General features: G+C 64.2%; 13 protein-coding genes. 8 read left to right on the forward strand and 5 right to left on the reverse strand.

Going from position 1 to position 12,073, the window contains the following annotated elements; genetic code table 11:
* The first annotated feature begins 33 nt into the window (after nucleotides 1–33).
* Nucleotides 34–1,065, forward strand: a complete 1,032-nt coding sequence (locus CAP37_RS06500; RefSeq protein ID WP_256926891.1) for an AraC family transcriptional regulator — start codon at nucleotides 34–36, stop codon at nucleotides 1,063–1,065.
* 10 nt (nucleotides 1,066–1,075) lie between these two features.
* Nucleotides 1,076–1,588 (forward strand): hypothetical protein, encoded by a 513-nt coding sequence (locus CAP37_RS06505; protein WP_256926892.1) that lies wholly within the window; start codon nucleotides 1,076–1,078, stop codon nucleotides 1,586–1,588.
* Here the strand turns inward: CAP37_RS06505 and CAP37_RS06510 are convergent.
* Nucleotides 1,533–2,531 carry an AraC family transcriptional regulator gene (locus CAP37_RS06510; protein WP_086123427.1) on the reverse strand — a complete coding sequence of 333 codons (999 nt, stop codon included), beginning with the start codon at nucleotides 2,529–2,531 and terminating at the stop codon, nucleotides 1,533–1,535. The genes CAP37_RS06505 and CAP37_RS06510 overlap by 56 nt on opposite strands.
* 206 nt (nucleotides 2,532–2,737) lie before the next feature.
* Between CAP37_RS06510 and CAP37_RS06515 the strand changes: the two genes are divergently transcribed.
* The 4 genes from CAP37_RS06515 to CAP37_RS06530 are packed head-to-tail and all read left to right on the forward strand — an operon-like array spanning nucleotide 2,738 to nucleotide 6,856.
* Nucleotides 2,738–3,565, forward strand: coding sequence for a class I SAM-dependent methyltransferase (locus CAP37_RS06515; RefSeq protein WP_086123428.1), 828 nt, complete (start codon nucleotides 2,738–2,740; stop codon nucleotides 3,563–3,565).
* 19 nt (nucleotides 3,566–3,584) lie between these two features.
* Nucleotides 3,585–4,133 (forward strand): DUF3455 domain-containing protein, encoded by a 549-nt coding sequence (locus CAP37_RS06520; protein ID WP_086123429.1) that lies wholly within the window; start codon nucleotides 3,585–3,587, stop codon nucleotides 4,131–4,133.
* Nucleotides 4,134–4,181: 48 nt separating this feature from the next.
* Nucleotides 4,182–5,396 (forward strand): vanadium-dependent haloperoxidase, encoded by a 1,215-nt coding sequence (locus CAP37_RS06525; protein WP_256926893.1) that lies wholly within the window; start codon nucleotides 4,182–4,184, stop codon nucleotides 5,394–5,396.
* Between the two features lie 20 nt (nucleotides 5,397–5,416).
* Nucleotides 5,417–6,856 (forward strand): NAD(P)-binding protein, encoded by a 1,440-nt coding sequence (locus CAP37_RS06530; RefSeq protein ID WP_179190155.1) that lies wholly within the window; start codon nucleotides 5,417–5,419, stop codon nucleotides 6,854–6,856.
* Nucleotides 6,857–7,010: 154 nt separating this feature from the next.
* Here the strand turns inward: CAP37_RS06530 and CAP37_RS06535 are convergent, their stop codons facing one another.
* The 3 genes from CAP37_RS06535 to CAP37_RS06545 all read right to left on the reverse strand — a co-directional run bounded on the left by CAP37_RS06535 (nucleotide 7,011) and on the right by CAP37_RS06545 (nucleotide 8,928).
* Nucleotides 7,011–7,508 (reverse strand): hypothetical protein, encoded by a 498-nt coding sequence (locus CAP37_RS06535; RefSeq protein ID WP_143435894.1) that lies wholly within the window; start codon nucleotides 7,506–7,508, stop codon nucleotides 7,011–7,013.
* Nucleotides 7,509–7,599: 91 nt separating this feature from the next.
* Nucleotides 7,600–8,148, reverse strand: coding sequence for a putative glycolipid-binding domain-containing protein (locus CAP37_RS06540; RefSeq protein WP_086123433.1), 549 nt, complete (start codon nucleotides 8,146–8,148; stop codon nucleotides 7,600–7,602).
* Nucleotides 8,149–8,928 (reverse strand): DUF5701 family protein, encoded by a 780-nt coding sequence (locus tag CAP37_RS06545; RefSeq protein ID WP_143435895.1) that lies wholly within the window; start codon nucleotides 8,926–8,928, stop codon nucleotides 8,149–8,151.
* Nucleotides 8,929–8,991: 63 nt separating this feature from the next.
* Between CAP37_RS06545 and CAP37_RS06550 the strand changes: the two genes are divergently transcribed.
* Nucleotides 8,992–9,783: a TetR/AcrR family transcriptional regulator gene (locus CAP37_RS06550; protein WP_086123435.1), complete on the forward strand. Its 792-nt coding sequence runs from the start codon at nucleotides 8,992–8,994 to the stop codon at nucleotides 9,781–9,783.
* A gap of 123 nt (nucleotides 9,784–9,906) precedes the next feature.
* Here CAP37_RS06550 and CAP37_RS06555 read toward each other — a convergent pair whose 3' ends face one another.
* Entirely contained in the window at nucleotides 9,907–10,380 is a 474-nt protein-coding gene (locus tag CAP37_RS06555; RefSeq protein ID WP_086123436.1) for a hypothetical protein, read from the reverse strand.
* 376 nt (nucleotides 10,381–10,756) lie between these two features.
* On the opposite strand from CAP37_RS06555, the gene CAP37_RS06560 reads away from it, so the two are divergent.
* On the forward strand, nucleotides 10,757–12,061 hold the full coding sequence (locus CAP37_RS06560; protein ID WP_143435896.1) for a hypothetical protein: 1,305 nt from the start codon (nucleotides 10,757–10,759) through the stop codon (nucleotides 12,059–12,061).
* The last annotated feature ends 12 nt before the right edge of the window (nucleotides 12,062–12,073 follow it).

The following is a 12,073-nucleotide window of genomic DNA, read 5'->3' on the forward strand; positions in this document are numbered from 1 at the left end:
CCGCGTGACGGTCACCTTTTGAGGGAGTCGAAATTGAACGCTCTTATTGACCCACTTTCCGACGTACTGCGCAGCGTGCGCTTGCGCGGCTCGGTTTTCTTTCACTTGACTTGCCGGGATGACTGGTCCGTTCAGGCACCTGGCGGGCGCACCATCGGACCAGCGGTAATGCCGGGTGCCGAGCACGTCATCGAGTACCACATGTTTGTGAAAGGCGGGGGGTGGGTTGGGGTAGATGGTGAGCCGCCGCTTCGCATGCATGAAGGCGACATCGTGATGCTCCCGCACGGCGACGCGCACGTTGTCTCCAGCATGCCGGGCCTCGCGCCGATCGAGAAGGACAATGAAGGCATGCTCGGTCGGGTGCTTGACGGTGAGCGCGCCATCCCCATCACCTACAGCGGAGGCGCCTGCATCGTGGGGTCTGGCCTGCTGCGAGAGCAGGCCAGCACGGTGGTGGTCTGCGGCTTCATCGCCTGCGACGTGAAGCCATTCAACCCATTGGTCAACACCTTGCCCAGGCTGCTGCACCTTCCTGCCAGTGGCATGGACGCCTGGGTGGCACCGATGCTTGAGCACGCCGCCGCCGAAACCAAGGCCCGACGCGCAGGCAGTGCGGCCCTGTTGCAACGCGTGAGCGAGATGGTGTTTGTCGATGGCGCGCGGCGGTACCTCGACTCCTTGCCGGCTGAAGCGCAGGGATGGCTGGGCGCTCTGCGCGACCGCCAGGTGGGTCGCGCCATCACCCTGATGCACGGCGACCCCGCCGAGCCCTGGACGCTTGAAGAACTCAGCCTTCGCGTGGGGCTGTCGCGCTCAGCCCTGCACGACCGGTTTGTCTTGCTGACCGGATTTGCTCCCATGCAATACCTGGCCAACTGGCGCATGCAGTGCGGTGCGCGCCTGCTGCGCGAAGGCCATACCAGCGTGGCCGCTGTGGCCCTCGATGTGGGCTACGACTCGGAGGCAGCGTTCTCGCGTGCTTTCAAGCGCGCTACCGGGCTACCGCCCGCGACCTGGCGACGTGCACACGGGCAATCAGTGGCCAATACCCAACCCACTTGAAGAGTTGAATGTGAACGACAACCTGGATCTGCTTGCCCGCAGGCTTGAATTGAATGCACCGACCCACGAGCGTCTGCGACTGGCGTTTGGCCATGCTTGCGCGCTTCGGGTACGGCACCTGCTTGAGGAGCCGGCCGCCATCGAGTGCCTGAATGGGCTAGGCCGTTATCTTGAAGGCGAGCTGAGCGTAGAAGGTCGCCAGCGGCTAGCGGCCGAGGCTTCCCGTCTGGCCAACCAGCATCCGGGCTCGAAGTCGATCGATGGCTGCGGCCACGCGGCGGTGTCGGCCACCTACGCGGTCGCCAACGCGCTGGCGGGCAAGGCACTTCAGGCGGCCGACTACGCCGCCTATGCCATGGTCTACGGTGCAGGAGGCTACGGGGCAGTGGTCGAGCGAGGGTCGTTCGAACCCGAGTTCGAATGGCAGGTGCGATGTCTGGCAGCCCTGGCCCAAGACAGGCGGAGGCTCATCCTGTCTGGGAGCGCCGCCACGCCGCTGGCGGCTGGCCCACGAGTCGCTTGAAAGCCCTCGCAAAAGCGGCTTCGGAGTCGTAACCCACCTCCTGCGCCACCGTGGCCACTTTGGCGTGGCCTTTGCGCAGCAAGCCCGCACCCAGTTGCATGCGCCAGTTGGTCAGGTATTGCATCGGCGCCTGTCCAGTCAGTTCAACGAAGCGATCGTGCAGGGCCGAGCGCGAGAGCCCGACCTGCCGACCCAGCTCTTCCACGCTCCATGGTTCCGCCGGTCGTTCATGAAGCAGCGAAATGGCCTGGCCGACGTGCCGGTCGCGCAGGGCACCCAGCCATCCCGACGATCCCGGCGGCAGCGATTCCAGGTAGCGCCGCGCCGCATCCACGAACACGAATTCACTGGCCCGCTCCAGCACAGCGGCGCTGCCGGCGCGGCGTTCGCGCGATTCCGACACCGCCTGGTCGAGCAGCTGCATCGTCCACGCGCCCAGGGCGCCGGCGCGCAGATGCAACTGCGGGGGAAGCGCGTTGATCAGCGGGTTGAAGGGCCTCATGTCGCAGGCCACGAAGCCACACACGACCACCGAGCGGGCGTCGTCGGCAGGCCCCGGCAAGCCAGGACGCAGCACGCCTCGGTGGTAAGCCACGGGAATGGGCTTGGGATCGTTGCGCGTCTCGAAGCGCCAGCTGCTTTCATCGGCCATGGCGTGCATGCCGGGCGCACTGGAAATCACGTGGCCGTCGCCGCGGGGAAACATGATGATGTCTCCGGTGGCCAGCCGCACAGGGGCCTGCCCGTCGGATGCGGCCCAGCCTTCTCCCTTGGCCATCAGGTGGTAGGCGAGCACGTGGTCCGCGCCGGGCATGAGTGCACCGGCGAGCATGGGGGAGGGTGGTGTTTCGGCGGCCCATTCGCCGTCGAAGCTCACGTAATAAAAGATCGCGCCGCGCAGGCGAACGCTGCGCAACACGTCGGACAACGGATCGTGACTCATGGCTTTTGGCTTTGTCCGGAGTTTCGGTCAATCCGCGCGGACGCACGGCAAGGTCCCGGCGCTCCGCGCTGCCAATGGCGGACGCACGAGCAAATATGCCGAACGCAAGGTGAAGCGTCAATGGCGTTGGTTTTCGAGAATTCATCCATTGGCGCAGATGGCGCCGATGCACCTCTCTCACACCCAACCTCAGGAGCTTAGAAGCCATGAACACCGTCATCGACAAACCCGCCCCGGATCTCACCGCCATCAAGCAGCGTCAGCAGGCCACCTGGGCCAGTGGCGACTACTCCACCGTCGGCACCACCCTGCAGATTGTGGGCGAATCGCTGGCAGAAGCCGCCAACGTCTGCGCCGATGAGATGGTTCTGGACGTGGCGGCCGGCAACGGCAACGCGTCGCTGGCAGCCGCACGCCGCTACGCCAAGGTCACGTCTACCGATTACGTGCAAGCGCTGCTGGACAAAGGGCGCAACCGCGCACAGGCCGAGCACCTGCCCATGCAGTTCCAGCTTGCGGACGCTGAGGCACTGCCCTTTGCCAACGCCAGTTTTGACGTGGTGCTGTCCACCTTCGGCGTCATGTTCACGCCCGACCACCACCGCGCGGCCAGCGAGATGCTGCGCGTCGCGCGTCCCGGCGGCCGCATTGCTCTGGCGAACTGGACACCTGCTGGCTTCATCGGCCGTCTGTTCAAGGTGATTGGCGCGCACGTGCCGCCCCCGGCCGGCGTGCAGCCACCTGCGCTGTGGGGCACGGAGCCGCACATCGTCGAACTCTTCGGCGCACAGGCTTCGCACATTGAATGCCTGCGTCGGCACTTCAACTTCCGCTACCGGTCGGCAGCGCACTTCATCGAAGTGTTCCGGGATTTCTACGGCCCGACCCACAAGGCCTTCGCGGCACTCGACGCCGCCGGTGCGCAATCGCTGGAGCGCGGCATCACGGCCCTGCTGGAGGAACTGAACGTGGCGGGTCCTGGTTCGATGGTGGTCCCGAGCGAATACCTCGAAATCGTGGTGACCAAGCACTGAAACAGCAAGGTAGAACGACATGCAAACAAGGAACTCTCTGAGGCCGCTGACTGCCCTGCTGGCGGGCGCCTGCCTCGCCGCTCTCGCGGCTTGCGCCGGTGCACCGACACCCGATGTCATCGTGCCTGCGGCGCTGGAGCCAGGGCGCTCGGTGCGCGCGTTGACCACGGTCTCGGCCACCGGCGTACAGATCTACGAATGCCGCAGCCCGAGCGGCAGCACCGCGCCCGCCTGGGTCTTCGTGGCGCCAGAGGCTCAGTTGTTCGACGAACGTGGCCGCTCCATGGGCAGCCATGGCGCCGGCCCCTACTGGATGGGCCTGGACGGCAGCCGGGTAGTGGGCAGTGTGCGAGCCCGTGCCGACGCGCCGGCACGTGGTGCCATTCCGTGGCTGCTGATCAGCACCCACAGTGCCGGTGCACCTGGCGTGTTGAGCGCCGTCAGCTTCATTCAGCGTGTGAACACCGAAGGCGGCATCGCGCCGGCAGAGGGCTGCAACGCTGCATCGATCGGGCGGCAGACGCGCGTGGGCTACCGCGCCGATTACCGGTTTTTTGTTCCCGCCTGATCGCTGTCCGCGGCAGGCATCCCAGATTCTCAAATTGAAAGAACCATCATGAAAACAACTCCGTGGATGACAGGTTTCGCCGTGCCAATCGCTGGCGCCCTGATCACGATCACCGCATCACCCGCGAGCGCCGATGTCATCACCGACTGGAACCAGCGATCTGCCCAGATCGTCGGCGACGCGCGCATTGGCACGCCACCTGCCGTGCGTGTGATGGCACTGGTGCAGACCGCCGTGTACGAAGCCGCGCGGGAAGCGGCCCGCGCACCTGCGGCACCATCTCACGCGGTGGACGTGGCGGTGGCAGGCGCCCACCGCGCGGCGCTCACGCAGTTGCTGCCTGCGCAACGCGCCGGCATTGAAGCCGCTGTGCAGTCCGCGCTTTCTGCCGTGCCCGACGACGCTTCACGTGCCACGCATCTGGCGGCCGGCGAGCGCGCAGCACAGCGTGTGCTGGCCGCACGTAGCGGTGAGATGCCGAACAGCGCGGACAGCTACCGGCCCCACACCACCGCAGGCGCCTATGTGCCCACCACCACGCTCGCCGCGCTCGCCTGGCCACAACGCAAGCCGTGGTTGCTGCAGCGTGCCGACCAGTTCCGACCAGGACCGCCACCCGCACTCACCAGCGCACGCTGGGCAACGGACTTCAATGAAATGAAGGTGGTGGGCGCACGCGACAGCAAGCAGCGCAGCACGGAACAAACCGAAATCGGTCGCTTCTGGGATTACTCGATGCCCGCCATCTACCACGGGGTGGTGCGCTCGGTGGCGCTGCAGCCGGGCCGTGACGCGGTGGCCAACGCGCGTCTGTTTGCGCTGGTGGCCCAGTCCATGGACGACGCGCTGATCGCCGTGATGGATGCGAAGTACCAATACAACTTCTGGCGCCCCGTCACCGCCATTCGCAACGGCGACGTGGACGGTCAGGACGCCACCGAGCGCGACGCGAGCTGGACGCCCCTCATCGAGACGCCCATGCACCCGGAATACCCTTGCGCGCACTGCATCCTGGCCAGTACCGTGGCCACGGTGCTGAAGGCTGAGGGCAGCAAGGGGCCGCTGCCGGTGCTCAGCACGACCAGCGCCACCTTGCCTGGCGTGGTGCGCCGCTGGAACACGCCCGACGAGTTCGCCAGCGAAGTGGCGCAGGCGCGCATTTACGGCGGCGTGCACTACCGCAACTCCACCGAGGTGGGCGTGGCCATGGGCCAGCGCATCGGCCAGTGGGCCCTGCAGCGCAGCGCCGCGGCGGAACAATGATCAGCAGCCAGGAGCGCACCATGAGCGAAACCATCCGGGAAGTCGACTACGTCATCGTCGGCGCAGGCGCGGTCGGCATGGCGATGGCCGACACGCTGACGGCTGAGACCTCGGCCACGGTGGCCATCGTCGACCGCCGCGCCAGGCCGGGTGGCCACTGGAACGACGCGTATCCCTTCGTTCGGCTGCATGGTCCTTCGGTCACTTACGGCGTGAACTCGCTGCCGCTGGGGCGGGGCCAGATCGACACGACAGGCCTGAATGCCGGCCTCAATGAACTGGCCAGTGGTGCGGAGATCTGCGCCTACTACGACCGCGTGATGCAGCAGCTGTTGACCAGCGGTCGCGTGAGCTGGCTGCCCATGCACGACGTCGATGAAACCGGTGTGGCCACTTCGCTCGTGAACGGTCAGCGCGTGCGACTGGTGGCGCGCCGGCGCTGGGTGGACGCCACCCAGGCTGACACCCAGGTGCCCGCGACCCACGGGCCAAAGTTTGCCGTGGCTGATGGGGTGACCTGCCTCACGCCGACCGAACTCACGCAGTGGGATCGACCCGTCGCCGGCCACGTGATCGTGGGCGGCGGCAAGACGGCCATGGACACCGCCTTGTGGTTGCTGGAGCAGGGCGTCGACGCCGATTCGATCACCTGGATCCGCCCACGCGAAGCCTGGCTGCTCAACCGCGCCAACGTGCAGCCCACCGCTCCGTTCGCGCACCAGACGATGGCCGCGATGGTGGCGGAATTCGAGGCCGCACGTGATGCCACTTCTCTGCCGGATCTGTTTGCCCGGCTGGAAGGCATGCAGCTGCTGCAACGCATCGACCCGTCCGTGACGCCGACGATGTACCGATGCGCGGTGGTGAGCAACGCCGAGCTGATGCAGCTGCGCCGCATCAGGAACGTTGTGCGTCTGGGCCACGTGAAGGGCATCGAACTCGATCGCATCGTGCTGGATCAGGGCAAGGTGCCCACTTCCCCCAAGCATGTGCACATCCACTGCAGCGCCGGCGGCCTGCCACGCGGACCGGTGCAACCCGTCTTTCAGGGGCATCGCATCGTTCCGCAATACCTGCGCCGTTGCTCGCCCAGCTTCAGCGCCGCCTTCATCGCCCACCTGGAAGCCACCATCGAAGACGACGAGGTCAAGAACGCGTTGAGCGAACCCGTGCTGGTGCCAACGGTGCCCCTTGACTGGCTGCTCATGCACCTGCAGACCGCGCGCAACCAGGCCGCCTGGTCGCAACACGCGGAACTCCAGGACTGGCTGCGGCGCTCGCGGCTGGAGGCTTACACCGGCCTGTTCACGCGTTTCCACCACCACGCAGACCCGGCATGGGAAGCGCTTCAGTCCAGGCTCAGGCAGGCTCGCGTTCCCGGGCTTCAACGCATGACCACATTGCTCGCCTCAGTAAAGGAAAGTTCTCAGCAAGGCCGTGTGGTTTCGTCGACAGAATGAGTGTCTCGCGCTTGCCAGAACGCGTTGCGCACCCGTCACTGCACTTTTCGGCTGGAGGATCGGCAGTCGCTGGACGAACAACTGCCCGACGCACCACGATCGAAGGATGAGTATTCGGGTGGAGATGCACCTGGACGTGCGCCTGCAAGGGCTCTCAGGGTGAATTGCTGACGTAGCGGTACTCACCTACAACATTGTTTAACCCACTGATTGGCAAATTGCGTATCCGCGTGTACCCGCCCTTGCCATCCCACCTCACACCGGGTTGGGCCGCTTCTCGGGTACCGAACCAGGAAAACTCGCGCCCGAACTTGCTGTCGTACTCCACCAGATACTTTTGTCCAGGCACGAACTCCATCTCCAGTTCCGGGCGCATGTTGGGAAAAGATGGATAGCCGACCCCAATCACGCGCTTGCCAGGCTGCACCAGGATCCAGGTGAACGTGCCGGGTGCAAGGTAACCCACGCCATTGCCGTCAATCTGGATATCCACGTTGGCCTTTGTCGGCATCGTATGTCCACGAAAAACATACAAGACGGCGGCAGATGTGTGCGCGGGAGCGGTGTAGGTGGCCGTTGGAAGTGGGGCTGTGGATGTGCAGCCGGCCAGCAGGAGCGACGTCAGGGCGACGCAAGCGATGGTTTTAGACATGTCTTTTCGGAAGGTTTGAGAAAAGGTGCAGTGCGCATCCTAGCTTTTCAGAGTGGCCGCGCAAATCTGAACACCTGGTGCTCCTTGCACCCTAGACCCGCTCGAACAGGCCTTCGTAGGCCGTCACCAGTCCGTCTGCATCCACGGTGAGGTCGGCCGTAAAGCCGCTGAAGAGCCCAAGGTCGATGAAGCGCAGGCGACCAGGACCCTGTCGCTCATAGCGCTGCCGCGATCGTGTGACGGTGAGTGTTTCGCCGTCGATGAAGGCGGTGTCCAGCGTGAGGCTTTCGCCCGCAGCGTGCGGCACGCGGCGGATCGGGAACGTGTTGCAGAACGGGGTGACCGACAGATCAGGCTCTTCAGCGCCGTCCAGGTCCGGCCGCGTCACGCCATTGACTTCCCATGCCGTGGCTCCCACACGGGCCAGTCGCAGCGCTTCGTGGCCCTCCGCATCCCATCGCTCGATCTCCACCGATTGCGCACGCCAGTCGGGCGTGAGCACCCATCGGTGGTCCAGGCGAAGGCCGCTACCTTCGACGCTGATCACGGTGGACATCGCGGTGATGCAATCCGGCTTCACGGCCAGAGTCATTCGTTCCAGGCCGTGGAGATCAGTGCGTCGCCAGAACAGGACAGACATCTATTTTCCTTTCATGCACGTGCCCGACGCACCGCGATCGAAGGTTGAGTATTCGGGTCGCGATGGCGCTTGATCGCATGGCTTGGCGTCTCGATCTGCTTCCACTCGGCCGAAGTCGATGGCGGGGCTGCGGCCAAGGCATGAAGCGAACCCGAGCCACGTATGCGGGTTGCCTTCCCAGCACCAGCCCAGCCGGGGAGCGCGGTTGCTCAGCCACCAGGCTGGAACGCGTCGGTCACCGCAGCGCGATCCCAGCATCATGAAGCAGTGGTTCGGCTTCAAGAAGAGAGGCCACTGCAGGAGTACGCTGGTGCCTTCCTCCACCGTGATCGGCGAACGTCCTTGTGCGGCGATGCGCGGCGATGCCTCCGTCGGCACGGCGTTCAGGGTTGCGTTCCCCCGGTCGAGGCCCAAAAGCAGATAGGCTTCCCCGGCCGGTAGATCCAGGCTCTCCGTGGGTCGGAAGTCCTCGGGCTTTCTCGGAAAGAGGCGCTCCATGGCTGGCTTTCCTGCGCGGTGCACTCTGGACCACATGTCGCCGATGGGGAGCCGCGGCGTATTGATGACGATGACCGCATCTGCAGTTCCGGCCTCCATGTCCGGTTCGCCTGCTTCACCCTGCACATGCACCCCCAGCGGTAGCAATGACTGGCGGAACGCTTCGGGCGATAGTCCGATCGCAGAATGAATACCAAGATCGATGAGTCGGTCGATCTGCGAGACGAGCCCGCTCACTGCGCCCATGCGCCGGGTCTGGCCATGCGATTGCTTGTGTTCCACAGGGTGTTCCCTTAAAAAGTGTACGGTGTAAGCATAAACATTAAAAGCGTACACTGTCAACAAATGAAGCCAAAAACCGGAGCACCCGTCAGTTTCGTCGGCCATGGGGACCCTCGCTCTACGCTCGACCTGCTTTGGGGCAACACGCCCGAAACGCGTCGCGGGCCGCGGCGCAGCCTGTCCACCAGGGCAGTGGGTGATGCGGCGCTTGAATTGGCCGATCAGGGCGGTCTGACAGCGCTTTCCATGCGCAATCTCGGCGCCCGACTCGGCGTGGCGGCGATGGCGCTTTACCGCTATGTGCCCACCAAGGACGTCCTGCTGGAACTGGTCCTGGAAGCCGCGTACGCAAAGCTGCCTGATGACTTGCCCTTGCGTGCCGCATGGCCCGAACAACTTCGCATCGTCGCGACCGATGCCTGGAACCTGTACCGGGCGCATCCCTGGATGCTGCAGATTTCTGTGCAACGCCCATCGCTCGGTCCTCACGCCATCCGAAAGTACGAGCGGGAGCTGAAGTCGATCGAACCTGCCGGGTTGCCAGACGTCGAAATGGACCTGGTGATCGCCACCGTTTCCGACTTCGTGCGCGGCAGCGCGCGCAGCGCCATCGAGGCGGCCAGCGCCTCTGATGCTACCGGCCTCTCAGATCGCGGCTGGTGGGAGGCGCACGCCCAGCACCTGGCTCGATTCGTGACACCCGATCAGTTTCCACTTGCGGTCAGAGTGGGTGCGGCCGCAGGTGAAGCCTATGGCGCGGCCACCGATCCTCGGCGGACATTCGCGTTCGGTCTGGAGCGCCTGATCAGTGGCGTGGTACTCCACGTTCAGGGTCGTCACACCAGTCGCGGGTAGCGGAGTCCGCGAGGAGATTGGAAGGTCCCCGCAGGTACGTTTGCGACGGGTTACTCCCGATCAGGAACGAGCGTCTTTGTGTGCGGTCCAGGCTCGATCGCGATCTGCGCGCATTCAGGTCGATCAGCGGTTCTTTAGTTCGTCCCTCAGGTGGAGATGCAGTTCCTCCTGTGCCTTGAGCTGGTCGCGTGTTTTCAGCTGCGCCTGTTCCTGCAATTTCAACTGGTCGAGCGACTGCTGGTGGAGTTTTTCCTGCGTCTGCAGTTGTTCTCGATCGCGTGTCTGGTCTTGAGTCTTGAGCTGGTCGCGGGTCTGCGTGAGCAGACGGTCCTGTGTCTTGAGCTGGTCACGCGTGGCGCTGAGCAGGCGGTCCTGAGTTTTAAGCTGTTCGCGCGTGCGCAGCAACAACTGGTCCTGGGTCTTGAGTTGCGTCTGGGTATGAATGCGGTTTTGCTGGGCGTTCATGGCGCCCGATGCGGCTCCACCAGAGCCACCAGCACCACTCCCGGAGCCGGCGCCGCCGGCGGACCAGGCGGGTGCCGCCATAGAAGCGGCGAGGGCAATAGTGGCAAAGAACGCGGGCAAGGGCTTGTTCATGGGGATGTCCTAAAAGTTGAAAGTTGAGTCGTCGTGCAAGTCAGATTCGTTGATGTGCGCCGTTCGGAGCTGCGCCATTCAGTGTCTGCATGAGGAGCCCGCTGCACGTTGAGTGCGCTCAACGCAAAGCGAGGTGCTGGTGGCACCCGCTCCGATCAGCAGCACAGACCACCCTGCCGCAAACTTTTTCTGCAAGGCATTGCGTCCAGTCAATGGGAGTCCAGCTTCAGCGCCCGAAAGTGGAGCTTGTCTTCATTGCCCGAGAAGCGGACCAAGGAGCAATCCGTTTCAGTGGGCACTGTGCAGAACATCCGGTCGCGAAGGGCCGGGCGTTCTCCGGACAATTTCTCAACCTTGTTTCACAAAGGAACTTTTCATGAAGCCGACCAGAACCGACCCGTCTCGCTGGTATCGCCTGGTGACGCGTGTCGCCACATTGGCGCTGGCATCTTTTGCGGCCCTGTCTTTCTCGGGCTGCGGGGGCTCATCCGACTTGCCGACACCGGTGACTGTTGCTGCGCCTGGAGCGCCCACCGCCTTGACCGTGACCGGTGGCGAGAACGTGGCAACTCTGGTGTGGTCACCTCCAGCCGTCTCGGCCAGCACCGGCCTGCCAGGCAGTTTCGAGATCTACCGCACCACCACCGCCACCACCAGCGCCACCACGGTGGTGTCCCCGACCAACTTCGTCACCTCGATACCAGCGGTCGCGGCACAGACAACGCCCTACAGCCACACCGACATCGGCTTGCCAGGGGCCAACGCCACGTACTACTACGTGGTCACCGCCAAGAATGCGGGTGGCGAGACAGCATCTGCGGTCGCCAGCGACTCCGTGACGGGGCCGCCTGTGCCAGCCACCTATGGCAACAACTTCTCAGCGGCCCTGATCTTTGCGGACGACATTGGCATCACCAACATGGCCCTCGACCCGGCAAAAGTCTGGACCACCGACTTGACGGTGATCGACTACAACACCGGCCTGCGCCCCTTGACCGCTGAAGTGACAGCCATGCAGGGTCTTGGCCAGACCGCGCTGCCGTATCTGCCTCGGGCTTCCAGGATCAACCCTCTGTATTACGAGCAAAAGTCCATCAACACCTGGCAGGGTGAATGGGCCAAGGCCAGCGGGGTGGACCAGGAAGTCAATGCCAAGTGGGGCGACAACCTGTCCAGCGCCAGCCTCAGTTCGTCTGCCAAGATCAGGATCGAAATGGTGCTGAGCAAGGACGTGACCGCAACCCCCATGACGATCTACCCGATGCTGCTGCTGTCGGGTTCGGGAACCAACGAGTTGCAGGGAACCACTGGGGTGGCCGCCACCGCCACCACCGCCTTTGTCTTCGCGACCAATGCCCGACTGACGCTCCAGAAGCTGGACGCGGGCGGCCTGCCCACCGGTGCTTTGGTGGTGGACCAGGCCCTGTTTGATCCTGCATTCCCCGACGGTCTCAACAAGCTGTCTGGTGAAATCCCTGTGTCCGGTAACTTCACCTATGGGTTCGTGTGGGATCCCGCTACCTCAGGCTCATCCGCAGGCAAGTACCGCGTGACCTTCAAGCTGGATCCGACGTCTTTGTTCGGAACGGGCAACCCGGTCAACAACACTTTCATGAAGACCGCCACCAACGGTGTGCGCGTATCCGACACCGAGGTCTACATCGACATTGATGTGAAGTAACCGACTGCTCGC

Source organism: Hydrogenophaga sp. IBVHS1 (genome assembly GCF_002127265.1).
In the GTDB taxonomy this organism is placed as follows: Bacteria; Pseudomonadota; Gammaproteobacteria; order Burkholderiales; family Burkholderiaceae_C; genus Hydrogenophaga.